This window comes from Planococcus sp. FY231025, from assembly GCF_052078085.1.
GTDB lineage: Bacteria > Bacillota > Bacilli > Bacillales_A > Planococcaceae > Planococcus.
Genome location: NZ_JBQJJG010000001.1, coordinates 51,699 through 73,967, shown reverse-complemented (window position 1 = coordinate 73,967; position 22,269 = coordinate 51,699). Strand labels below are relative to the sequence as shown.

Genomic DNA, 22,269 nt, shown 5'->3' with positions numbered 1-22,269 from the left:
ACCTCCAATTTTTCTGCGTACTAAACATTTTACCCCAGCCCGAGCCCCTCCTTCAAGGGGACGGTGGAAGCATTTTCCGGTTGCGCTCAACGACCCGGTCCAAATAAAACCGGTACAGTTCCATCTCGTCGGGCGCAAGCGGCCGGGGCGCCGGCATTCCGAGCAGCCCGTAAAGGTCGAGCACCACTTCTTGCACGGTCAAAGGTTTGCCGAGCAGCTCGCTGAGCGACGCCATCACTTGGGGTTTTATTTCCGGGTAGGCGAACTTGGTTTCTTCGCCCTTCAGCCCCGCTTCGTAGAACCCGCGGATCAGTTCTGCCCGTTCGGCTCCCGACCCTTCGATGCACAGATAGACCTGCACCGCGATGCCGCGGCGGATGCGGCGCTGGGAAATGCCGGCGAATTTGCGGCCATCGATGCTGAGGTCGTATGACCCGGGGCAATACGACCCCACGATTTCATAAGCTTCGATCGACGCTTCCGGAAACAGCTCCTGCACAAGTTCGACCATCAAATCGTAGCCAGCCGGAATGTCGATGGCGTTTTCTTTCTCCGATAAGACAAGCGAAATGTTCAGGACGCCGGCATCCAGCACGACGGCAAGCCCGCCCGAGTTCCGGACGATCGGCTCATAGCCATGCTCGCGCAAATACGCCATCCCTTCCTCGATGTGCGGCAGCCGGTGGTCCTGGATGCCGAGCACGACGGTGTCGTCATGCACCCATGTGCGGACGGCGGATGGGCTTTTGCCGGAGCCGACCAGTTCACAAAGCAGGTCATCCGCCGCAAATGATTCAAGTGCGGAACGGTTTTTGGCGCTCAGGGATTGGTCCCAAAACCGCCACTCGGTTTCTTTTTCAAATAAAGACATGATCGTTTCTCCTCTTTCAATTGCTTGTTCTAAGTGTACCCGAGATGAGGGTCTGTGAAAACCCGCTTTCGGCATGTCAAATTGGTGACAGTCCGCTGTTTTGGAGGAAGTTGCCAGGCCGTTGTGATAAACTGATTTTGTGAGATTCAGACTAAAGGAGTGTTTGATAAATGAATGAAGCAGCAATTACATTAGACGGCTGGTACGTCCTGCATGATTTCCGGTCGATGGACTGGGTATCGTGGAAAATGCTGACGGAAGAAGAGCGCCAATTCGCGATCGACGAATTCCAGGCATTTATGGACAAAATCAACCAAGCCGATGAAAACAAAACAGGCGCACACGCATTGTACTCAATCGTTGGCCAAAAAGCCGACTTGATGCTGATGCTTCTGCGCGAAACGATGGACGAACTGCGCGAGCTTGAAACGGAATACAACAAGCTGACATTGATCGCTTATACGGTTCCGACGTATTCGTATGTATCGGTAGTCGAACTTTCCAACTACCTGGCTGGGAAATCGGATGAAGATCCATACCAGAACCCGCATGTCCGTGCGCGTCTGTATCCGGAACTTCAGCGTTCGCAGTACATCTGCTTCTACCCGATGGACAAGCGCCGCGAAGGCGAAGACAACTGGTACATGCTGCCGATGGACACGCGCAAGGAATTGATGTTGTCCCACGGCAAAATCGGCCGCAGCTATGCCGGCAAAGTGAAACAGATCATTTCCGGTTCTGTCGGATTTGACGACTACGAATGGGGCGTTACGCTGTTCGCAGACGACGTTCTCCAGTTCAAGAAATTAATCTACGAAATGCGCTTTGACGAAGTCAGCGCGCGCTACGCAGAATTCGGTTCGTTCTATGTCGGCACACGCTTAGACGCAGAACGCACAGCGAAATTCCTGGAAGTGTAAGATGCAAAAACCGCCCTCGGGCGGTTTTTTTTCGTTTGACGGCCGGTTTAAAGTAGCAGCGTGGCACATTCCCTTTCCAACATTTGGATTTACTTTCCTTTCCAATCGGAATACTTTCCTTCCGTTCCAAAATACTTTCCTTCCGGCGGCAAATACTTTCCTTTCGCCAGATATAAAAAAAGCTTCCGCAAATGCGGAGGCTTCGATACATTATAATGCTTTCGTTGCTGCGATGATCAGCATGACCCAGCCGGCGATGAATGCCACGCCGCCGATCGGCGTAATGGCGCCGAGGATGCTGATGCCTGTCAAACTCAGGACGTACAAGCTGCCCGAGAAAATGATGATGCCGGCAAGCATCAGATAGCCTGCCCAGCTCAATGAACCGAGCGGCCCGATGAGCGATGAGCTCATGAGAAGGGCGACGACCATCAAGCCGATGGCATGGAACATCTGGTATTGGACAGCTGTCTGCCATGTATCGAGGTATTTATCCGCGACACGGCCTTCCAGCATATGGGCGCCGAACGCGCCGAACGCCACTGATAACAGAGCGTTGACCGCTCCGGCAATCAAGAAAAATTTCATTTCTACTCCTCTTTCCAATTAAAATTCAAAAAGCGAATCCCCGTTTGCATCGTCTTCTTTCAGTTTCGTTCCGGAAGAGACGGATTGCACCTGCGGGGCTGCAAGCGGGATTGCCTGCGGCTTTTCGTATTGCGGTCCCTCGTCATCAAGCACGAGGTTGCAAAGTGCACGGATGGCCGCGACGGCTTCGCGCGCTTTGGCTGGATCCGCTGTGCGGGCGGCGGCCGTGTGCTTCTCGATTTCCCTTAGAATGCGGGCGGCGTCAATTGCCATGCCTGCTCCCCCTTTCCGTTGCTATTCCTGCCTATTTTAACATGCTCGCGGACCTTGCGTCAGGCTAAGCAGAAATCTATCGGCTCTTCCCCGCGCTCCTGTAACAAGCTGTTCACTTTTGAATAAGGCCGGCTTCCGAAAAATCCACGTTTGGCACTGAGCGGGCTCGGATGCGGCGCTTCGATGACCGAATGGCGTTCCAGGTCGATCAAGCGCTTTTTCGTCAGCGCAGGTTTGCCCCATAGGACAAAAATGACCGGCTCGGTGCGTTCCGACAATTTCTGGATGACGGCATCGGTAAAGGTTTCCCAGCCTTGATTGCGGTGGGAATTGGCTTCTCCTTTGCGCACCGTCAACACCGTGTTGAGCATCATGACCCCTTGGTCCGCCCATTTCGTCAGCGTGCCGTCTTTGGGGATAGCGCAGCCGAGGTCCTCTTTCAGCTCTTTCATCATATTGCGCAAACTCGGCGGCAGCGGAACGCCCGGAAGCACCGAGAAGCTGAGGCCGTGCGCCTGGTTCGGCCCGTGGTACGGGTCCTGGCCGAGGATGACCACTTTCACATCGCTGTACGCTGTATGTTCGAAAGCCGTCCAAACATTCTCTTTCGCCGGATAGACCGTCTCGTTCGCATACTGCTCTTTCAAAAATGCGCGCAGCTGCTTGTAATACGGTTTTTCGAATTCCTCGCCCACCACTTGCTGCCAGTCATTTTGGAAAATTTCCTTCGGCATGTGCATCGCTCCTTAATCTTTGAATTCCACCGTCACATCATAATCCACCAGTTTGAACATTTCCTTCACCGATTTCGCACCGTTTTCTTCCGCCTGCTCTAACAAGCCCTGGCCTTCTGTTTCCTCAAGCATCATTTTCTGCGCTTCTTCCGCCAGGTCGAACCCTTCGGATATATCGGCGCCTTCGCGGAACAAGCCTTCATAGGAATAGATTTCCACCCGGTCCATGAAAATTTCCGGCCCGCCGAGGAAATCGGCTTTCGGCAAGGTCAGTGTCGCAGTCTTCGCTTCTTCATCCACTTGGATGTCCTCAGCTGTGACTTCCGAAAAATCAATGCCCGCCTTTACAGAGCCGGGAATGACCACAAGCAATTGCCGTTTCGTACCCGGCAAATCCAAGCCGATGTCCTGCCCGAAGACTTTATTGTCCTCGCGTTCGATGATCACTTTCGAAAACGCTTCGGCCGTCGTCAATTCGTTTAAATCCCGGATCTGTTCGAGGAATACGCCCTTGCTTTCTGTCGCTGTACTGCCTTTGATCATCCAGAACGTGCCGAGCGGCAAAGCCACAACCAGCAGCAATAAAACCACCGCCAGCGCCAGGAACGAGTTGCGGAAAACACCGGCAAGCACCTTGAACGATTTCCAGAACCCCGATTCCTTTGTATCTTCTTTCCCTTTTACTTCTTTCAATAAGCGTTCGATTTCCGTCAGTTTCGGATCTTTTGCCATCCTTTTCCCTACTTTCTGCGATTTTCATATTTATTGCCCCGTGATACGATGGTGCAAAGGGGCGATCTGATTATGGCCGATTGGCGCGAAAAAATAAAAACCATTGCGAATACGAAAGGCGAAAGTGCGCCGGAGCCGGCCAAGCGGCTTGGCATGGGCTGCCTTACAGCCGCCGTGATTTCTGTTTCCATTTTAGCATTTATCATTGCGATTGGCCTTTTCAAAAGCGGCAGCTGGGTCATCGGTTTGTTTGCCGGCCTGTTTTTCCTGCTCTGCGCAGCGACCGCCGTACTTCTCCTGCTTCCCCACAAGCCCAAACCGTTGTAAATGGGCTGAATTTTGATAAAATAAAGGGAATGAACAAACTTCATATAAAGGGGATATAAACTGATGGCTTTGAAAAAAACTCTTACAATCGCCGGTTCGGATACTTCCGGCGGAGCAGGCATACAAGCAGATTTGAAAACGTTCCAGGAACATGGCACATACGGCATGAACGCTTTGACGGTCATTGTCACGATGGACCCGGCAAACGGATGGAGCCACGGCATCCACCCGATTCCGACCGATACGCTGCAAGCACAGCTTGACACAGCATTCTCCACAGGAATCGATGCATTGAAAACCGGGATGCTTCCAACGGTCGATATCATTGAGATGGCCGGCAAAGCGATCGCTGAGTCCGGCATCCGCGACGTCGTCATCGATCCGGTCATGGCGTGCAAAGGCGAAGATGAAGTCCTCTTCCCAGAAAACGTCGATGCCATGATCAAGCACCTCTTGCCGAACGCGAAAGTCGTGACGCCGAACTTGGTCGAAGCCGGCCAATTGTCAGGCATCGGCACCTTGCGGACGGTGGAAGACCTGAAGGAAGCGGCTGAAAAGATCCACGCACACGGCGCTGAATATGTCGTCATCAAAGGCGGCAAGCAATTGCAGCACGAGAAAGCGGCCGATCTTCTGTTCGACGGCAAAACGCATTACCTCTTGACGGCTGAAAAAACGGATACGACCTATAACCACGGCGCGGGCTGTACATTTGCCGCAGCAATCACGGCCAACCTCGCAAACGGCGAATCCGTAGAAGATGCCGTATTGAACGCGAAAAAATTCGTTTCGGCGGCCATCGCGAACGGCTGGCAGCTGAACCAGTATGTCGGCCCGGTCATGCACGGCGCTGCGAATAAATTCGAAGCGCCAGCAGTCGAAATGACAAAACTATAAGAACGCCAAAAGGAGCCTGCAGCCGCAGGCTCCTTTTTCATTTATCGGATGGAATAAAAGCTTTTTTGCTGATTCCAGCGGCCGCTTTTCTCCGGCAGAATCGTATTTTAACCTTTGCTGTGCGTAAATCTTCCGTTGCTGTGCGTATTTTAACCTTTGCTGTGCGTATTTTAACCTTCGCTGTGCATATTTCATTTTCCGCCGCCGGCTTCAAGAAGAGAATGAGCCTGCGCGATTCAAAGCTCCTTTTTCATGAACACTTGCTTTGTCGTGGTTTCAAATCCAAGTCCCAAAAGCGCTTCGTAAGTGGTTTTATTGGACCCCTCCGGCACATTGACTGCGAGCCGGTTGATGTCGTCTGAAAAATCGCCGAATACACCTGCAAGCAGGGCTTGGGCCGTTTTTTCATCTTCCCTGCCGGCGGCGCATTGGTAAAGCACGGTAGCGGCATGCTTCCCGTCACCGTCAAGATTCTTCCGGTAATATGCATAACCCAAGGCTTCTCCGTCCGGTGAGTACGCGATCAGCGCCTCGCCGTCCCTCACGCTTTGCCACTGGGTCTGCCAGGTAAAATCGCCGCGGTAGAACGGCAGGCGGCCCGCTTCTTCCGGCGCCGCTTTTTCGAGTACGATAGCGCCATCGGCAGAAATATCCGCCCCTCCCGCTTTCCCTTTCAGCTGCAGGAAATGTACGCTGTCGACAATCTCGTAGCCCATTTTCTTGTAGAGTTCAATCGCTGGCACATTTTCGCTGACCGCTTCGAGGGTTGCGATATCCGCGCCCGCTTCTCTCAGAAGATCGAGCGACGCTGCCATCAGCTTCCTGCCGGCGCCTTTGCCGCGAAGCGCAGGCGCGACGCCGGTCCCGCCGTTCCAGGCGACTTTCTTACCGGCGATTTCCCGGATGCCGTTGCGCACGATGCCAACAGGTTCTCCATCTTCGAACGCAATGACCGACAAGTCCGCGGACAAGCCTTCCTGCTCGCCTCTTTTCCTGAACGCTTCCGGTGTGGTGGCCATATCGAAGTAATAGCCTTCGAATCCTTTATTCCAGGCCTCCACAGCTTCCTCGACGGTGCAATCTGCCAGTTTCCTGATTTCTACCATGTTCATCTTCCCTTTCCCTTATGATTCACGTGTATTTTTCGGCGCTGCCGCCTCTTTCATCAAGACCATTTTTTCGCGCAGCTGTTCGCGGTTCCATTCGACGGTTTTTACGTCCTTGGCCGCCGCTTTCCGCACTCTTTTCACTTTCGGATCTTTTGAGCGCAGGTAGCCTTCGAGCATCAGCGAGACGGACAGGATGGCGAGCGCGATGAACAGGACCGGATACAGCGGCAGCCACGGCGCACCCTGCAGATAGCGGAACGTCGAGCCGAACAGGCCGGACCATTCAAAGGAGATCGACATCGGCGGATCGCCGAACATCGGATCATAACTCACTTTCGTACCGCCGAAAAACAGGTTCAGCAAACTCAGATGCGCGAGGATGATGAACGTTTCCATCACTTGCTGGCCATAGAGCACCGCAAACTTCTCCCGCATCTGCGGATAAAGATGCTTCCGTATGATGCGGAAGCGGCTTGCCCCTAGCACCTTCGAGGCCAGAATGTATTCCTGGCGGTACAGAAGAGATGCTTCGCTGCTGACGAGCATCGCAACCACTGGCACAGTCAATAGCGCCATCAGGACGACCTGGATGGCGATGCGTTCCCACATGGCGGTCTCGAAGCCGTCAGGCGGCATCCAAAGCACCGGCCCTAACAGGAACGCGGCAAACAGCGTGAGCGGAATGTAATGCATCGAATCGGCCAAGCCGCCAAGCCACGCACGGTGCCGCTCCAGATAGGTCCCGAGGATGAAACCGAGCGGAACAGCGATGAGCATCCGCAGAGCGGCAATCGCCAACGCGGCCAAAATGGTGTATTTGCCGCCGATCATCAATTTGCCGAACAAGTCGTAGCCGAACTGGTCCGTGCCGAGCGGATATTGCCAATTCGGTGAAATCGGCGGCCCTTCCACCGCACGGCCGTTTTCCATGACGAAGAGGAGCTGGCGCGGCACATTGCCGTAAAGCCATTCATAGATGAAGCTGCCGAACAGGAAGAACGACATGACGGCGAAGCCGATGACAAATAAGGGCTGTCTCCACATCTACGCCACCCCCTTTCCTTTGAGGCGGCGGAGGAAATACCATTCGCCGAGGCTGTTCATCACGAAGATCGGCAGGAAAAAGCCGAGTATCGTGACCAGGAACACTTCAGGCGTGATATTGTCTTTCATGAACAGCATGATTCCAGGAATATTGAACATCAATTCCAGGACGAATAAATTCGACAGCATGAACCAGATGGTCTTTTTCGATTGGAAAAAGACGCTGATGATCGCATTCCGGAACATGTGGATAAAAATGATGAAGAGTTTTGAAAACCCGAGCGACTGGGCGAGTTCCACGTACATCTGCCGCTCTTCTTCCTGAAACGTCAGGATGCACAGGCGGTAGAGCTGGATCGTCGGCAGTATGGCGAGGCACAGCACGGGCAGCCAGTAAATCCGCTCCCCGCCGACCACGGCGATTTTCGAGATGAGGATATCCGTCTGCTGGTAGATCAAGATGACGCCCCATTGGGCCAGCATGATGATCAGCAGATCCGGAATCGACTCCAGGAAATACAAGGCCATTTTCACGCGTTCGCGGTTTTTCTCCGACAGCAGCAGCGTCAAGACCGTTGCGCCGAGCGCCGCAATGACGGCCACGGCAAATGCCAGCAGCAAAAGCTGGAGCGAGTAGGTTATGTAGTCCGCAATCGTTGGGAACAGCAGCGTTTCCCGCTGGGTGCGGAAATTCAGCACCGAGAATTCCTTCAGCGGCCAGATTTCCCGGAGCATCCCTTCGAGTGTGGCGGCGTATTCCTTCATGCGGAGTTCCCCTTCCAGCAATCCGCGGATCAATACAGGAAAACCGCTGACCAGCAGGATGCCAACTATGGAAAAGATAAATTTGGTGATGAATTTCATAGGACCCATCCTTCTTCTATTATTTCGAACATTCTCACTTCCATATAATAACATCCTTTCGGGTTCCGTAGAGCAACCTAATCGCATTCTGCGGCGAATTTCCCTATACTAAAGAAATACGGAATGTCGAGGAGTGAGAAAGATGGAATTAGTGGAAGTAAAAAAACTGCAAGTGGAATTGGATGCATTCGCCAAAAAAGACGTCTATCTGCACCTGGAAACGACGAACGGCTCTTATGCTTCCCATTTCAACGAAGGGTTCTTCAATGCCGGCGCGTTCATCCGCAACGTCGTCATCAATTACGAGCTTGGCAAAGTGGTCGGCGACAGCCCGCACCGCGTCGGATTGAAATTGCCGCATGGCTGGGTCTACGCCCAAGGCATCACACATTACGAACTGGACGATCAAGGCCGCTTGCTCCTTGCCGGGCATGACGGATCAGGAAAACTGGCGGTGGCGCTGCAGATCAGCGAAACACCGTTCAGTTACTAAGGAGGGGAAACAGATGACAATTCCAGAAGAACGCCACGTATTGGTCGTCTTCCCTCACCCGGACGATGAAGCTTTTGGTGTGTCGGGGACAATCACCACCCATATCCAGCGCGGAACACCGGTTACATATGCCTGCCTGACATTAGGCGAGATGGGCCGCAATCTGGGCAACCCGCCGTTCGCGACGCGCGAGTCGCTGCCGATGATCCGCAAAAAAGAGCTTTTGGCTTCCGCCGAAGCGATGGGCTTGACCGATCTGCGCATGATGGGGCTGCGCGACAAGACGGTCGAGTTTGAAGATGACGAAAAAATGGTCCGCATGATGGAAGAATTGATCAATGAGCTGAATCCGTCGCTGATCATTACGTTCTATCCGAAATTCTCCGTGCATCCCGACCATGAAGCCACTGCCCGCGCTGTTGTGCGCGCCGTGCGCCGCATGAAGGACCGGCCGAAATTGCATTGCGTAGCATTCGCTAATGAAACCTTGGATGTGCTCGGCAAGCCTGACATCATCTACGATGTCACGGCTGTCCGCAGCCAGAAAATGAATGCCATGAAAGCCCATATTTCCCAAACGGCTTGGATGCTCGAAGAAATGGAGCTGAAACTTTCGCAAGGCGATGTGGAAACGGAAAACTGGCTGACGAAAGAACGCTTCTATAATTACCGCTGGAACGAAGATTTCGAAGAATCTTTCTGACTCCGAAACTCCTATCTTATTTTTAAGATAGGGGTATTTTTTTTGGGAGTAATCAGATAAGATAAACATTGGTATGAAAGCACTTACAGAGGGGTAAGTGCTGTATAATTACTAGAAATCAAGTGTTTTAATGCACAAGGAAAAGGGGTTTATTTCGTGAAAAAGTTTTCAACTTCCACCTGGCTTTTGTTTCTGATTCCATCCTTGCTGGGTGTCCTGCTATTCATCATTCCGTTTCCAACGGAAGATGGCTGGTATGTAACCATCGCCCTGATGGCCAACTGGCTCGCGGGGCTTCTTGAACCGGTTGCCCCATGGATTATGATGGTCATCCTGATCGTTGCTGCCATCGGATCGCTGGTGATGATCACCCGCAAAGTGAAAGAAGGCCAGAAAGTCTCATTTTTTGACCGCTTGTTCAACGTCAACCTGTTCTGGACAATCGTCCGCATCCTCGGTGCCGTATTTGCGGTGATGGTGCTGTTCCAAATCGGGCCTGAAGCGGTCTGGAGCGAAAATACCGGCGGCTTGCTGCTGTCGAGCACAGGGCTGTTGTCGTTCCTGTTCACCATCTTCCTGTTCGCGGGCTTGTTCCTGCCCCTATTGATGAACTTCGGCTTGCTCGAGTTTTTCGGTACGATGATGGTAAAAGTCATGCGCCCGCTGTTCCGCCTGCCTGGCCGTTCGTCGATCGATGCGCTGGCTTCATGGGTCGGTGATGGAACAATCGGCGTCCTGCTGACAAACAACCAATATATCCAGAATAAATATACGCAGCGTGAAGCTGCCATCATCGGAACTACGTTCTCGGTCGTGTCAATTACGTTCGCAATCGTAGTCATCCAGGAAGTCGGCCTTGGCCAGTATTTCCTTCCCTATTACGGAACGGTCATCCTGACAGGGATCATCCTGGCGCTGATCATGCCGCGTATTTACCCGTTGGCTCAGAAAAAGACAACGTTCATGAACGGCGATCCTCAGGAATCCTATTCTGAAGAAGTGCCTGAAGGATACAGCGTCGCTTCACACGGCATTGAAAATGCTTTGACAAAAGCGTCGGAAAACAAATCCGTCAAGGAATTCTTCAAAGACGGCTTCAAGAACGTCCTGGACATGTGGATCGGTGTGGCACCGGTCGTTATGGCATTCGGGACCATCGCTTTGATCTTGGCCGAGTACACGCCGGTATTCTCCATTCTCGGAGCGCCGTTTGTGCCTTACCTGAACCTCTTGGGCATTCCGCAGGCTGCGGAAGCCGGGCAGCTGATGGTGGTCGGATTCGCTGATATGTTCCTGCCTGCCATTCTCGGCGCAGGCCTCGAATCGGAACTGACGCGCTTTGTCGTGGCGACGATGTCCGTCACGCAATTGATCTATATGTCAGAAGTCGGCGGATTGCTCCTCGGCTCGAAAATCCCGGTGAACATCTGGGACCTGATCGTGATTTTCTTGCTGCGTACAATCATCGCTTTGCCGATTGTTGCCGGTATTGCACATCTTCTATTCTAAAAACAAAAGCAGGAAGCGAAAAAATTCGCTTCCTGCTTTTTTGTTCGCTGAGAGATATAAATTGACTGTCTTTTAATTGATAAGCTGATATTAATTAACTAGATTCCTAACTTGAATATTTCTCTTATAGAAAGCCTCTCTAGTGCTGGCGCGTCCACGGGCTGGGCGAAACCAGGAGACGAGTGCCCTTCTCGGCTCCTGGTGAAAGCCAAAGAGGTGCACGAAAGTTTTCGGGCACCTCTTTTGCGACGAGCTTGCGCAGGAGCAATGCCCTTCCCAAAGCGCCGAAGCGGTGTAACCAGTTTATTCTTTCGTTAACTTATCTCTAGAAGATTTCTCAAAAGATAAAAAAGCAGGAAGCGAAAAAATTCGCTTCCTGCTTTTTCATATGATTCCTTTACTTACGCGTAGACCAATTTTTTTTTTAGTTTTTCGAGCATGTCTGCGGTCATCGCATCCAGGTCGTATTGGGCTTTGAAGCCCCATTCCGCTTTCGCTGCTGAAGCGTCGATGCTGTCCGGCCAGCTGTCGGCAATCGCCTGGCGTGCAGGATCGACGTCATAAGACAATTGGAATTCCGGGATGTGCTTGCGGATGGACGCTGCGATGCCTTCCGGATCGAAGCTCATCGCCGTGACATTGAACGCATTGCGGTGGATCAGTTTCGCAGGGTCTGCTTCCATCAGGTCGACGATTGCCTGCAGCGCATCCGGCATATACATCATGTCCATGTTCGTGCCTTTAGCGATATAGGAAGTGTAACGCTGCTCTTCGATCGCTTTATAGTAGATGTCCACGGCATAATCAGTCGTGCCGCCGCCTGGCTGGGCTACATAGGAAATCAGCCCCGGGAAGCGGACGCCGCGTGTATCAAGCCCGAACTTCTGGAAATAATAGTCGCAGAGCAATTCGCCCGATACTTTATTGACCCCGTACATCGTCGTCGGCCGCTGCAGCGTGTCCTGCGGCGTGTTCACTTTCGGCGTCGATGGCCCGAATGCTCCGATTGAGCTTGGCGTGAAGAATTGCATCCCCAACTCGCGTGAAGTTTCAAGCGCATTGACCAGTCCGCCCATGTTCAAGTTCCAGGCAAGCAGCGGTTTTTCTTCTGCCGTCGCTGACAAAAGCGCCGCCATGTGCATCATTGTGTCCGCACCGAAATCCTTTGCCAAATCATGCATCTTCTGTGCGTCTGTCACGTCCAGGATGCTGAATGGCCCGTTCTGGTTTTCCCCTTGCCGGATATCTGTCGCCAATACATTGTCCACACCGTAGATGCCGCGCAGTTTTTCCGTCAATTCTGAACCGATCTGCCCCAGCGCACCTGTAATCATAATTCGCTCCATCAATAGCACTCCTTCCGAATAAAACAAATGTCCTCTGCAAAAAAACAAATTTTCTTATTAAATCGTTGTTCTCATTAGCTTCTGTATGTTGCCATTATAAATTGTTCTCTTTAAAAATACAACGCCTTTTGTTTTACAGGATGATAAAATTCTCCGATTCTAGTAATTGTAACTTTGGCTCCAACGATGCTATAATGAGACAGCACTTGGGGGCATTGGCTCTCCGAGACATCAAATCATTAAAGATTTTCTTTTTTTTGATTCTAAATCCTAGTATTCCACTTAGTATTGTATAGTTGTATTTTCTTTTTTATATTGGAGCTGCTGGGAAGGAAAACTTGGATAGACGTGGAATCGTCTAGGGAAGATCTTTAAAAAACATAGGAAGTAGAGGGGATATATCATGAAGAAGTTCAGTTGGGCATTTTTATTATTGATCGCTGCAATGGTTTTATTGGCAGCATGCGGAGGTTCGCCGGAAGAAGATCCGACAACCGATGACGCAGCCACTTCAGGCGGCGAAGAGCAGGATCTGCTTGCGAAAGTGCAAGAAGAAGGCAAATTGGTGGTCGGCACGGAAGGCACATACCCGCCATTCACGTTTCATGATGAAACCGGCAAATTGACCGGCTTTGATGTGGAAATTGCTCAGGAAGTGGCTAAACGCCTTGGCGTTGAAGCCGAGTTTTTAGAAACGCAATGGGACGCGATGTTCGCTGGCCTTGACGCAGAACGCTTTGACATGGTCGCAAACCAGGTCGGCATCAACGACGAGCGAAAAGAAAGCTATGAGTTCTCAGATCCGTACATTACTTCTACAGCTGTTTTAGTCGTTCCAAAAGGGTCGGATATCAAGACATTCGACGATTTGGAAGGCAAATTGTCCGCCCAGTCGCTGACGAGCAACTACGCAGAGACAGCGAAATCGTTCGGCGCGGAACTTGAAGGCGTCGAAGGCTTCAACCAGGCGATTGAATTATTGAACTCCGGCCGCGTGGATGCAACTGTGAACGACAACTTGACGGTCCTCGATTTCCTAAAACAGCGTCCGGATGCCAACATCGAGATTGTCGATGAATCCGAAGACGCCGCACAAAGCGGCCTGCTGTTCAGACAAGGCAGCGGTGCAATAGTTGAAGAAGTGAACAAAGCGCTCGCTGAAATGATCGAAGACGGCACGTACGAAGAAATCTCCAACAAGTGGTTCGGCGAAAATGTACTTGAATAGTATTTTCTCGGATCCTGTCAGAATGGAGCGCCTCGGCGATATCGCACAGACTTCATGGCTTCCTTTATTGGAAGGGCTGATCCAGTTCACGGTACCGTTGTCGATCATTTCCTTTATTCTCGGGCTCATCCTGGCGATTTTGACGGCGCTGGCCCGCATCTCCACGTTCAAGGTTTTACAAGGGATCGCCCGGGTCTATGTTTCCATCATCCGGGGCACTCCCCTATTGGTCCAGTTGTTCATCCTGTTTTACGGACTGCCGTCGCTCAATATCACGATCGATCCATTTCCGGCTGCAGTCATCGGCTTTTCGTTGAACGTCGGCGCCTATGCCTCTGAAGTGATCCGGGCATCGATCCTGTCGATTCCGAAAGGCCAATGGGAAGCAGCGAATACAATCGGCATGAGCTATTGGCAGTCGCTCCGCCGGGTCATCCTGCCGCAGGCGGCGCGCGTCTCCATCCCGCCGCTGTCGAATACGTTCATCAGCCTGATCAAGGACACGTCTTTGGCGTCGCTGATTCTGGTGACGGAAATGTTCCGCATCGCCCAGCAGATCGCTGCAACCAATTACGAGTTTTTATTGCTATACGGACAGGCAGCATTGATCTATTGGGTGGTCTGCTTCCTCCTATCCATCGGGCAAGGCAGGCTCGAACACCGTTTCGACCGCTATGTTTCCCGGTAATAAAGCAAAGACTGCAGTAAGGAGCGCATTATGATTTCAATCACAAATTTGCATAAGAAGTTCGGGGATCTTGAAGTGCTGAAAGGCATCGACCTTGAAGTCCAAAAAGGGCAGGCAGTTGTTGTCATCGGCCCTTCCGGTTCGGGGAAGACCACTTTCCTCCGGTGTTTGAACATCTTGGAAGTCCCGTCCCAAGGCGTAATTTCCATTGATGAGCAGAAGGTCGATTTCGCAAAACCCGTGCCGAAAAAACGCGTGGCGGCGTTCCGCAAGCAATCCGCCATGGTGTTCCAGCATTACAACTTATTCCCTCATATGACCGCTCTTGAGAACGTCATGGAGGGCCCTGTCACCGTCCAAGGCATCGACAAAGCCACTGCCCGCAAAAAAGCGGAAGGGCTGCTTGAGAAGGTCGGTTTGGCGGACAAGGCCAATGAATACCCGTTTCAATTGTCCGGAGGCCAACAGCAGCGCGTCGGCATTGCCCGTGCGTTAGCACTCGAGCCGAAAGTCATGCTGTTCGACGAACCGACGTCGGCGCTTGACCCGGAACTTGTCGGCGAAGTGCTGCAGGTCATGAAAGACTTGGCAGCGGAAGGCATGACGATGGTCGTGGTGACGCACGAAATGCGCTTTGCCAAAGGCGTCGCCGATGAAGTGCTGTTTATGGACGGCGGCAAGATCGTTGAACGCGGAACGCCTGAAGCCATCTTCAGCCATCCGAAAGAGCCGCGGACCCGGCAGTTCCTGAATTTGATTTCCAATACTGAAACGATTTGATCGTTGCGCCGCCTTAACCGGGCGGCGTTTTTTATTTATCGCGGTTTGCCTTCCCTTTCGCGGCGGCGGTATACTTGAAGCAATGAATCGCAGGGCGCTGCCCTCATGAAAAAAGGAGAATGTATCATATGGAAAAATCCGTTATGGAACAGATCGACTCGCTTTACGGAGAGATGGTGAGTGTGCGCCGCCATTTGCATATGCACCCGGAGCTGTCTCATCAGGAAGTGGAGACGCCTGAATTTATTGCACGGCAATTGGAATCACTCGGGATCGAGGTACGCCGAGGTGTCGGCGGACGGGGTGTTGTCGGTACGATCCGAGGCGGCAAGCCTGGCAAGACGATTGCGTTCCGCGCCGATTTCGATGCACTGCCGATCCATGACCAAAAAGACGTGCCGTACCGCTCGACCGTACCGGGCGTCATGCATGCATGCGGCCACGACGGACACACCTCCGCCCTCCTCGGCTTTGCCAAAGCGATGGCATCCGGGAAAGACGATCTGCCGGGCACGGTCGTGCTGATCTTCCAATTCGGCGAAGAAGCGCCGCCGGGCGGCTCCCGCGCCATGATTGAAGACGGCTGCCTCGACGGCGTCGACCTCGTATTCGGAGCACATGTCCAAAGCAGTATGAAGCATGGCAAGATATACGTGCGCGACGGATTTCTCCAGGCTTCGGAAGACACTTTCAAATTAGTGGTCCGTGGATCCGGCAGCCACGGCGCCGAACCGCATCTCGGCGTCGATCCGATCCTGGCGGCAAGCCACATCATGATCGCCTTGCAGTCGATTGCGAGCCGCAATGCCGACCCGCTGAAGGAACTTGTCGTCACCGTCGGGAAATTCCACGCAGGCGATGCGGACAACGTCATTCCGAGCGAAGCGGTGCTTGAGGGCACAATCCGCGTATTCGATCCGGACTTGCGCAAGCTTGCGAGCGAACGCCTGAAATCGATCGCCGAGAACGTGGCGCGCGGCCTGGGCGCCACGGCAGAAGTGGTGATCGAAGCCGGCTATGACTCCCTCTGGAACCATGCTGTCGCTGTGGATATGGTGCGCACCGCCGCCCGCAAAGAACTCGGGGACGAGTCGGTGGTTGAAATTGACCCGATCATGCCCGTCGAAGATTTCGCCTATTACACGCAGAAAGTGCCGGGCGCGTTCTTCTTCGTCGGCGCCAAGATGGCGAATGAGGCGCTCGCCTATCCGCACCATCATGAAAACTTCGATTTCGATGAACAGGCGATGCTCCATGCGGCAAAGGTGTTTGCGGCGGTGTATTTTGAGGCGCAGGAACATTAAGCGCAACAGGGCAGAATCGTATTTTCTGTGTAGCTGAGCGTATTTTAACCTTTGCTGAGCGTATTTTAACCTTCGTTGTGCATATTTTAACTTTTGCTGTGCGTATTTCTGAATTTCATTGCATTCGACATAAAAACAAGCCCAGCTGATGCCAGCTGGGCTTGTTGCTTTCTCTTTTAGTTGATGACGCCAAGTTCTTTGCCGACTCTAGCGTAAACTTCGATCGCTTCGTCAAGCATTTCTTTCGTATGGGCGGCTGTCGGCATATTGCGGACGCGCCCTGTGCCTTTAGGCACCGTCGGGAAGACGATTGATTTTGCATAAACGCCTTCTTCGAACAAACGCTTCGAGAACTGCTGCGTCAATTTCTCTTCTCCGATGATGCACGGTGTGATCGGTGTTTCGGATTCCCCGATGTCAAAGCCGAGCTCTTTCAGGCCTTTTTTCAGGTACTCGCCATTTTCCCAGAGTTTGTCATGCAATTCCGTGGAATCCATGATCATTTGCAGCGCGCCGATGATTGCTGCCACGTCGCCCGGCGGCACAGCTGTCGAGAACAAGAACGGACGGGCGCGGACTTTCAGCCAGTCGATCAGGTTTTGCTTGCCGGCTACATAACCGCCGACAACGCCGACTGCTTTTGATAGGGTTCCCATCTGCAAGTCAACTTCTTTTTCAAGGCCGAAATGCTTCACAGTGCCTTTACCTTTGCCCGTAACGCCTGAACCGTGAGCGTCGTCGACATATGTGATCAAGTCGAACTCTTTAGCGATTTCCACGATTTCTGGAAGCTTGGCGATGTCGCCGTCCATAGAGAAGACGCCGTCTGTGATGACCATGACTTTATTATAGAGGCCCGATTCGGTCGCTTCTTTCGCTTTTTGGCGAAGATCTTCCATGTCCGAGTGCTTGTACGCGATGATTTTCGCACGCGACAAGCGGCAGCCGTCGATGATTGATGCGTGGTTCAGCTGGTCGGACAGGATGGCGTCGTTTTTGTCCATGACGCCGGAAATCGCTGCCATATTGCAGTTAAAGCCGGATTGGAATGAAATCGCCGCTTCGGTCCCTTTGAACTCAGCCAGCTTCTCTTCCAGTTTAATATGGATATCAAGCGTCCCGTTGATGGTCCGGACCGCTCCGGCGCCTACGCCGTATTTATCGATAGCGTCTTTCGCCAATTTCTTCAAGTCTTCGTTTGTCGCAAGGCCCAGGTAATTGTTCGAAGACAGGTTGATCAAGTCTTTGCCGCGGACTTTGATAATCGGTCCATTCGGCCCTTCAACCGGATCAATTTCGTTATACAGCCCCTGTTCTTTCAACTCGCCCAGGTTTTCATTTAAAAATGCATCCAATTTTTTAGACAATGCAATCTTCCTTCCATCCTGTATTGTTTCACTTCCCTATCATAACGCAATTTTGGCCAAAAGAAAAAGCGGACCGGGGTCCGCTTCCTTCTTATTTCTTAGCTTTGCTGTTTTTGCCTTTGCCTTTGTTCGGGTTAGCAGTTTTGTACTTCACTTCATATGTGAATTCTTTCGCTTCTTTTTGGCCTTCAGCAGCCGCATAAGAAGTGATCATTTTCACATTGCCTTCGCGAAGAACATTTTGAAGATCCAACGCTTCTTTGTCTGTTACATTGAATGGATCAACATTGACTACGCGCTGCTGTCCATTTTTCTTCGTTTGGATGAATGTAGTCGTGAAGTCTACATATTCACCTTTCAATTGGCCAAGCGACTGGAATTGGTCTGTTGAAGTACCATCAGCCGAGAAATCGCCCAATTGAACGTTCTTGATGAACCATCCTGTATCGTTATAGCCCCAGTCCGTCAAGTTGCGGAATGAAACCAGAACGTCTTGTCCAGCATAAGCAGAAAGGTCGAATGTTTCAGTTGACCAGTCTAATTTATGTCCAGTGAATCCAGGAACGTTTTCTTTGATTTTCGGATAGCCTTCTTCGACTACATCGCTGCGAGTGTTTTCATTCGCCAATGAAGTCCAAGTTTCGCCGTTGTCAGTAGACACTTGTACAACGCCGTAATCCCATTGCTCTTCAATGTCGTAATAATGATCAAACGTCAACGTTGCGTTGTCCGCTGGAACTGTTGCGCCGAAGATCAATGCCTGGTCTGCTTCGTCGCCGTTGTTCGCGTGCAATACTTGCTCAGATGCGTCTAATGGGTTAGCAGTTGTCTGCCATTGCAATGGAAGGAAATCAACGCCATCGAATTCCATGCCGCGGACATCTGTGCCAAAGTTGAATTCTTTAAAGTCGCCGCCCCAAGCCGGAACGCCTTCTTTTTCAAATGTTTTCGCTTTTTCGAAGTCGACAGTTTTGCCCCGCACGCCGTCACCGACTGGCAATTCACGCAGATTGATGCTGTCGAAGTTATAATCGTTGCTTACGTCAGAGTTGTCCAACGCCAAAGCGGCCATGAAGTCCTGGTAGACTTGTGTGAACGTTTTGTCAGAACCGTAGCGCTTCAATGTTTCGTTGACGCTTGTCATGCCTTGAGTTGTCCCGTCAGTTGCAAGTTCACGGATGAACTCTTTACCGAATTTGTCGTACATATAAAGCGTGAACAAGTAAGTCTGTCCGTAGTCTGCGATTGTTTCCGGACCAGTTTTCGCTGTTCCGTGCTCATCCCAGTTGACTAGAGAGTTTTCAGGGTGATCCAAGTAGAAGTTGATCGAACCTTCGCCGTGGCCGTATCCGCCAAGGAATTCAGAGAATGTAGACATCCCTTCGTTCAACCAAGTTTCTTCTGCGCCGTCATTGTCGGCCTGGATCAAATGCTGCAATTCGTGGATCGTCGTTCCGAAGAACGTGTTTTCCAAACGAGATTCCCAAGAATTTGTATCGATTGTGATGATGTTGCGGTCTGTGTAGTTTTCAAGCGTCTGCCAGAAGAAGCCGGCTACGAAGAACGGGTAAGAAGGGTTGTTCCAGCCTTCGTCCTGTACGTTGTCGACAAGCATGATGACTTTGTCAGATCCTTCATAATAGCCTTCAGGAAGCCCTACCATGCCCGGAAGCGGCGAATTCGAGCCGTCCAATGAATCCGGAGTGCCGAAGAAATCTGTCGCTACCGGATAGATGTTGCTGTCGAACTCTGCTTTCAATTTATCAACTTGCGCCTGTGTGACCACGTCAGCAGGTTTCGGATTGTTTGGTCCGTAAGCCAAGTCGTTCGCTACCCAGATTTCTACATTGTCCCCAACGCTGCGGAGCGTGAAGTCTTTGAATTTCAAGTTGCGGTTAAGGAATTTTTTTGTCCCGCCGTCATACGTAAACGGGCTGTCAGCTGCTGCTTCTTCCTCGCCGTCTGTTGTTTCATCACTAAGAGCGCCTGCTTGCGCTTTAATCTTTTTATCTGCGTCTTTCTTAAATTCCGGATCCAATGTCAATTGGTTCAGCTGCTGGTCGATATCGATCCGCTCGCCATATTTCGCGCTGTTCCAATCTACTGTTGATGGTACCGCTTCCACTGGTGCTGCTGTTGCTGCCGGTACTAATAACGATAGTGTCAATGCACTAGCTGAAATGACCGACGCCCATTTACTCATCTTCATGTTTTGTCCCCCTATGAATTGTCAGAATTTTACCACTGGTTAAAATTTTAACATGTTAGACAATTCAGAAGAATACGCCATAAGATGTATTTCGGATATCGAAATTAGAAGCCAATGAACCTACATTTTTTCCCATAACACATAACTTTTTATCATTTTTATATCTATATTGTATTTAACCTGCAAAAAAACCGCCTTTCGGCGGTTTTTTCATCCCAGTGCCTGGGCTAAATCTTCGATTAAATCTTCTGCATCTTCTATCCCAACGGAAATCCGCACAAGACCTTCTAATATCCCAAGTTCCGTTCTGCGTTCGAGAGGAATTGAAGCGTGCGTCATCTGTGCCGGAACAGAAATCAAGCTTTCTACCGCTCCCAAGCTTTCTGCCAGCGTGAAGTATTTCAGTTTCGCAAGCAGTTCACCCGCTTTTTCTTTGCTGCCGACGTCAAATGAAATCATCGCTCCGAAACCGGTCGCCTGTTTCTTCATTAATTCGTGGCCTGTGTGATTCGGCAAGCCAGGATAGATGACCGCATTGACCGCCTCGTGCCCGTCGAGGAATTCGGCGATTTTCTGTGCGTTCGCTATCGCTTCTTCCATGCGGATGCCCAAGGTCTTCAGTCCGCGGATCAATAACCAGGAATCCTGCGGCCCAAGAATCGCCCCTACGGAGTTTTGGACAAAATGCATATCCGTTGCCAGTTCCGGCGTGTTGACGACGACAAGACCCGCTACGACGTCGCTGTGGCCGCCGATGTATTTGGTCGCACTGTGAAGTACGATGTCTGCGCCGAGCTTGATCGGGCTCTGCAGGTATGGCGTCATAAAAGTGTTGTCGACAATCGTCAAAAGCCCTTTCGATTTTGCGAAAGCCGAAACCGCTTCTAGGTCGGTGACCTTCAATAAAGGATTGGTCGGCGTTTCGATGAAGATCGCTTTGGTGTTTTCCTGTACTGCCGCTTCCACTGCGGAAAGATCGCCGGTATCGACGAAGGTGAATTCCAAACCGAAGCGGTTCAGGACTTTATTGACAACACGGTAAGTTCCGCCGTAGACGTCGTCTGTCAAAATGATGTGGTCGCCTGCTGAAAACATCATCATGACGGAAGAAATTGCAGCCATACCGGATCCGAAAGCGAATCCTGCGTGGCCGTATTCGATATCGGCGATCAACTCTTCAAGCGCATGGCGCGTCGGATTGCCGGTCCGCGAATATTCATAGCCTTTGAATTTGCCGACCGCTTCCTGTTTGTATGTGCTGACTTGGTAAATCGGCGTAGAGACCGCACCTGTCGCTTCGTCTCCAAAAATCCCGCCGTGGATCAATCTCGTTTTCGGTTTCATGAATGGTCCTCCTCAAAAGTTCTGCCGTAAATATTCTGGCTCATATAACGTTCGCTCGAATCTGCAAAAACGGTGACAATATGGCTTCCTGGCGCTGCCTGTTCGGCTTCTTTCAAGGCAGCAATAAACGCGGCACCTGATGAACTGCCGACGAGCAGCCCTTCCTGCTTCGCCAACTCTCCTACCGCTTCAAATGCATCTTTATCGGTGATTGTGTGGATGGCTTCAAACAAGTTTTTGTCCATATAATCCGGCAAAAATTCCATACCGATGCCTTCGGTCAAATGCGGACCGGATTCGCCTCCATTGAGGATCGAGCCTTCGGGTTCCACAATGACCGTCTTGATCGCTTCATTCTGCGATTTCAAGTAGCGGGCCGTTCCCATGAATGTGCCGCCAGATCCTGCGCCTGCAACAAACACGTCGATATGGCCTTCCAGCGCTTGCCATACTTCTGGGCCAAGCGTCCGCACGTAGGTTTCGGGATTCGCCGGATTGGAAAATTGCGAAGGCGAAAAGGCATCCAGTTCACGGACCAGTTCTTCCGCTTTGACGATTGCCCCTTTTATGCCCTTTTCGGTCGGCGTGTTGATGACTTCCGCGCCCAGCGCCCGCATCAGCGATTGCTTTTCCTGGCTGAATTTCTCAGGCACCACGAATTTGACCTGGTAACCCTTGCCGATTGCCGCGATTGCGAGCCCGATGCCCGTGTTGCCGGCAGTCGGTTCGACGATCGTGCCGCCCGGTTTCAAAACGCCCCGGTTTTCGGCGTCCTCAATCAAAGAAACACCCAGGCGGTCTTTGACACTGCCGCCCGGGTTGAAGAATTCAAGTTTGGCAAAAATTCTGCAATTGTTCGGAATCTCCACATTCGTCAATTCCATCAATGGCGTGTTGCCGATCAATTGCTGGATGCTTGTCGCGTAGTTCATATGATTT

The 22,269-nt window shown here is 51.6% G+C and carries 23 protein-coding genes; 10 read left to right on the top strand and 13 right to left on the bottom strand.

The window, feature by feature from the left end:
* Positions 1-52: 52 nt before the first annotated feature.
* A complete protein-coding gene (locus tag ACTL32_RS00335) occupies positions 53-871 on the bottom strand; it encodes a lipoate--protein ligase family protein (RefSeq protein WP_441339604.1) in 819 nt (272 codons plus the stop codon).
* Between the two features lie 170 nt (positions 872-1,041).
* Here ACTL32_RS00335 and hemQ point away from each other — a divergent pair, with 170 nt between their 5' ends.
* Entirely contained in the window at positions 1,042-1,791 is a 750-nt protein-coding gene (hemQ, locus tag ACTL32_RS00330; protein ID WP_441339603.1) for a hydrogen peroxide-dependent heme synthase, read from the top strand.
* A 210-nt stretch (positions 1,792-2,001) separates the two neighbouring features.
* Here hemQ and ACTL32_RS00325 read toward each other — a convergent pair whose 3' ends face one another.
* From ACTL32_RS00325 to ACTL32_RS00310, 4 genes are read right to left on the bottom strand one after another with little or no spacing between them, the layout of a single operon-like run.
* Entirely contained in the window at positions 2,002-2,379 is a 378-nt protein-coding gene (locus ACTL32_RS00325) for a DUF423 domain-containing protein (protein WP_441339602.1), read from the bottom strand.
* A gap of 18 nt (positions 2,380-2,397) precedes the next feature.
* Positions 2,398-2,652 carry a YwdI family protein gene (locus ACTL32_RS00320; protein ID WP_441339601.1) on the bottom strand — a complete coding sequence of 85 codons (255 nt, stop codon included), beginning with the start codon at positions 2,650-2,652 and terminating at the stop codon, positions 2,398-2,400.
* A 59-nt stretch (positions 2,653-2,711) separates the two neighbouring features.
* The gene (locus ACTL32_RS00315) at positions 2,712-3,386 is read right to left on the bottom strand and encodes a uracil-DNA glycosylase (RefSeq protein ID WP_441339600.1); all 675 of its coding nucleotides are present in this window, start codon (positions 3,384-3,386) and stop codon (positions 2,712-2,714) included.
* Between the two features lie 12 nt (positions 3,387-3,398).
* Positions 3,399-4,118, bottom strand: a complete 720-nt coding sequence (locus ACTL32_RS00310; protein ID WP_204891123.1) for a DUF4230 domain-containing protein — start codon at positions 4,116-4,118, stop codon at positions 3,399-3,401.
* A 72-nt stretch (positions 4,119-4,190) separates the two neighbouring features.
* Between ACTL32_RS00310 and ACTL32_RS00305 the strand changes: the two genes are divergently transcribed.
* A complete protein-coding gene (locus ACTL32_RS00305; protein WP_441339599.1) occupies positions 4,191-4,445 on the top strand; it encodes a hypothetical protein in 255 nt (84 codons plus the stop codon).
* Between the two features lie 63 nt (positions 4,446-4,508).
* Entirely contained in the window at positions 4,509-5,342 is an 834-nt protein-coding gene (gene pdxK, locus ACTL32_RS00300; protein WP_441339598.1) for a pyridoxine/pyridoxal/pyridoxamine kinase, read from the top strand.
* Positions 5,343-5,578: 236 nt separating this feature from the next.
* On the opposite strand, the gene ACTL32_RS00295 is transcribed toward pdxK, so the two are convergent.
* Genes ACTL32_RS00295 through ACTL32_RS00285 form a run of 3 tightly spaced genes read right to left on the bottom strand, consistent with a single transcriptional unit; the run spans position 5,579 to position 8,359 of the window.
* The gene (locus ACTL32_RS00295; protein ID WP_441339597.1) at positions 5,579-6,454 is read right to left on the bottom strand and encodes a GNAT family N-acetyltransferase; all 876 of its coding nucleotides are present in this window, start codon (positions 6,452-6,454) and stop codon (positions 5,579-5,581) included.
* A gap of 12 nt (positions 6,455-6,466) precedes the next feature.
* Positions 6,467-7,495, bottom strand: a complete 1,029-nt coding sequence (locus ACTL32_RS00290; protein WP_441339596.1) for an ABC transporter permease — start codon at positions 7,493-7,495, stop codon at positions 6,467-6,469.
* Entirely contained in the window at positions 7,496-8,359 is an 864-nt protein-coding gene (locus ACTL32_RS00285; RefSeq protein ID WP_441339595.1) for an ABC transporter permease subunit, read from the bottom strand. It abuts the gene before it with no gap.
* Between the two features lie 142 nt (positions 8,360-8,501).
* On the opposite strand from ACTL32_RS00285, the gene ACTL32_RS00280 reads away from it, so the two are divergent.
* The 3 genes from ACTL32_RS00280 to ACTL32_RS00270 all read left to right on the top strand — a co-directional run bounded on the left by ACTL32_RS00280 (position 8,502) and on the right by ACTL32_RS00270 (position 11,064).
* A complete protein-coding gene (locus ACTL32_RS00280) occupies positions 8,502-8,852 on the top strand; it encodes a YojF family protein (RefSeq protein ID WP_204891129.1) in 351 nt (116 codons plus the stop codon).
* Positions 8,853-8,865: 13 nt separating this feature from the next.
* Positions 8,866-9,555 carry a bacillithiol biosynthesis deacetylase BshB2 gene (bshB2, locus tag ACTL32_RS00275; protein ID WP_441339594.1) on the top strand — a complete coding sequence of 230 codons (690 nt, stop codon included), beginning with the start codon at positions 8,866-8,868 and terminating at the stop codon, positions 9,553-9,555.
* A gap of 156 nt (positions 9,556-9,711) precedes the next feature.
* Positions 9,712-11,064, top strand: a complete 1,353-nt coding sequence (locus ACTL32_RS00270; protein WP_441339593.1) for a YjiH family protein — start codon at positions 9,712-9,714, stop codon at positions 11,062-11,064.
* Between the two features lie 401 nt (positions 11,065-11,465).
* On the opposite strand, the gene ACTL32_RS00265 is transcribed toward ACTL32_RS00270, so the two are convergent.
* A complete protein-coding gene (locus tag ACTL32_RS00265) occupies positions 11,466-12,410 on the bottom strand; it encodes an L-threonine 3-dehydrogenase (RefSeq protein WP_441339592.1) in 945 nt (314 codons plus the stop codon).
* A 403-nt stretch (positions 12,411-12,813) separates the two neighbouring features.
* On the opposite strand from ACTL32_RS00265, the gene ACTL32_RS00260 reads away from it, so the two are divergent.
* The 4 genes from ACTL32_RS00260 to ACTL32_RS00245 all read left to right on the top strand — a co-directional run bounded on the left by ACTL32_RS00260 (position 12,814) and on the right by ACTL32_RS00245 (position 16,410).
* The gene (locus ACTL32_RS00260; RefSeq protein WP_441339591.1) at positions 12,814-13,638 is read left to right on the top strand and encodes a transporter substrate-binding domain-containing protein; all 825 of its coding nucleotides are present in this window, start codon (positions 12,814-12,816) and stop codon (positions 13,636-13,638) included.
* Complete coding sequence (locus ACTL32_RS00255) at positions 13,625-14,326, top strand: amino acid ABC transporter permease (protein ID WP_441339590.1); 702 nt, start codon at positions 13,625-13,627, stop codon at positions 14,324-14,326. The genes ACTL32_RS00260 and ACTL32_RS00255 overlap by 14 nt, the downstream gene beginning before the upstream one ends.
* Positions 14,327-14,356: 30 nt before the next feature.
* Positions 14,357-15,106 carry an amino acid ABC transporter ATP-binding protein gene (locus ACTL32_RS00250; RefSeq protein ID WP_441339589.1) on the top strand — a complete coding sequence of 250 codons (750 nt, stop codon included), beginning with the start codon at positions 14,357-14,359 and terminating at the stop codon, positions 15,104-15,106.
* Positions 15,107-15,234: 128 nt separating this feature from the next.
* Positions 15,235-16,410 (top strand): M20 metallopeptidase family protein, encoded by a 1,176-nt coding sequence (locus tag ACTL32_RS00245; protein WP_441339588.1) that lies wholly within the window; start codon positions 15,235-15,237, stop codon positions 16,408-16,410.
* 176 nt (positions 16,411-16,586) lie between these two features.
* On the opposite strand, the gene ACTL32_RS00240 is transcribed toward ACTL32_RS00245, so the two are convergent.
* The 4 genes from ACTL32_RS00240 to ACTL32_RS00225 form a co-directional block, all read right to left on the bottom strand.
* Complete coding sequence (locus ACTL32_RS00240; RefSeq protein WP_441339587.1) at positions 16,587-17,777, bottom strand: glycine C-acetyltransferase; 1,191 nt, start codon at positions 17,775-17,777, stop codon at positions 16,587-16,589.
* 91 nt (positions 17,778-17,868) lie between these two features.
* Complete coding sequence (locus ACTL32_RS00235; RefSeq protein WP_441339586.1) at positions 17,869-19,986, bottom strand: peptidase M6; 2,118 nt, start codon at positions 19,984-19,986, stop codon at positions 17,869-17,871.
* Between the two features lie 210 nt (positions 19,987-20,196).
* On the bottom strand, positions 20,197-21,330 hold the full coding sequence (locus tag ACTL32_RS00230; protein ID WP_441339585.1) for a bifunctional cystathionine gamma-lyase/homocysteine desulfhydrase: 1,134 nt from the start codon (positions 21,328-21,330) through the stop codon (positions 20,197-20,199).
* Positions 21,327-22,262, bottom strand: coding sequence for a PLP-dependent cysteine synthase family protein (locus ACTL32_RS00225; protein ID WP_441339584.1), 936 nt, complete (start codon positions 22,260-22,262; stop codon positions 21,327-21,329). The genes ACTL32_RS00230 and ACTL32_RS00225 overlap by 4 nt, the downstream gene beginning before the upstream one ends.
* Positions 22,263-22,269: the final 7 nt, after the last annotated feature.

Coding starts and splice junctions, on each gene's coding strand:
- bshB2 (WP_441339594.1), top strand. CDS start 8,866: ATGACAATTCCAGAAGAACGCCACGTATTGGTCGTCTTCCCTCACCCG.
- ACTL32_RS00255 (WP_441339590.1), top strand. CDS start 13,625: ATGTACTTGAATAGTATTTTCTCGGATCCTGTCAGAATGGAGCGCCTC.
- ACTL32_RS00260 (WP_441339591.1), top strand. CDS start 12,814: ATGAAGAAGTTCAGTTGGGCATTTTTATTATTGATCGCTGCAATGGTT.
- ACTL32_RS00265 (WP_441339592.1), bottom strand. CDS start 12,410: ATGGAGCGAATTATGATTACAGGTGCGCTGGGGCAGATCGGTTCAGAA.
- ACTL32_RS00320 (WP_441339601.1), bottom strand. CDS start 2,652: ATGGCAATTGACGCCGCCCGCATTCTAAGGGAAATCGAGAAGCACACG.
- ACTL32_RS00305 (WP_441339599.1), top strand. CDS start 4,191: ATGGCCGATTGGCGCGAAAAAATAAAAACCATTGCGAATACGAAAGGC.
- ACTL32_RS00285 (WP_441339595.1), bottom strand. CDS start 8,359: ATGAAATTCATCACCAAATTTATCTTTTCCATAGTTGGCATCCTGCTG.
- ACTL32_RS00325 (WP_441339602.1), bottom strand. CDS start 2,379: ATGAAATTTTTCTTGATTGCCGGAGCGGTCAACGCTCTGTTATCAGTG.
- ACTL32_RS00235 (WP_441339586.1), bottom strand. CDS start 19,986: ATGAAGATGAGTAAATGGGCGTCGGTCATTTCAGCTAGTGCATTGACA.
- hemQ (WP_441339603.1), top strand. CDS start 1,042: ATGAATGAAGCAGCAATTACATTAGACGGCTGGTACGTCCTGCATGAT.
- ACTL32_RS00225 (WP_441339584.1), bottom strand. CDS start 22,262: ATGAACTACGCGACAAGCATCCAGCAATTGATCGGCAACACGCCATTG.
- ACTL32_RS00315 (WP_441339600.1), bottom strand. CDS start 3,386: ATGCCGAAGGAAATTTTCCAAAATGACTGGCAGCAAGTGGTGGGCGAG.
- pdxK (WP_441339598.1), top strand. CDS start 4,509: ATGGCTTTGAAAAAAACTCTTACAATCGCCGGTTCGGATACTTCCGGC.
- ACTL32_RS00230 (WP_441339585.1), bottom strand. CDS start 21,330: ATGAAACCGAAAACGAGATTGATCCACGGCGGGATTTTTGGAGACGAA.
- ACTL32_RS00310 (WP_204891123.1), bottom strand. CDS start 4,118: ATGGCAAAAGATCCGAAACTGACGGAAATCGAACGCTTATTGAAAGAA.
- ACTL32_RS00290 (WP_441339596.1), bottom strand. CDS start 7,495: ATGTGGAGACAGCCCTTATTTGTCATCGGCTTCGCCGTCATGTCGTTC.
- ACTL32_RS00295 (WP_441339597.1), bottom strand. CDS start 6,454: ATGAACATGGTAGAAATCAGGAAACTGGCAGATTGCACCGTCGAGGAA.
- ACTL32_RS00245 (WP_441339588.1), top strand. CDS start 15,235: ATGGAAAAATCCGTTATGGAACAGATCGACTCGCTTTACGGAGAGATG.
- ACTL32_RS00335 (WP_441339604.1), bottom strand. CDS start 871: ATGTCTTTATTTGAAAAAGAAACCGAGTGGCGGTTTTGGGACCAATCC.
- ACTL32_RS00280 (WP_204891129.1), top strand. CDS start 8,502: ATGGAATTAGTGGAAGTAAAAAAACTGCAAGTGGAATTGGATGCATTC.
- ACTL32_RS00250 (WP_441339589.1), top strand. CDS start 14,357: ATGATTTCAATCACAAATTTGCATAAGAAGTTCGGGGATCTTGAAGTG.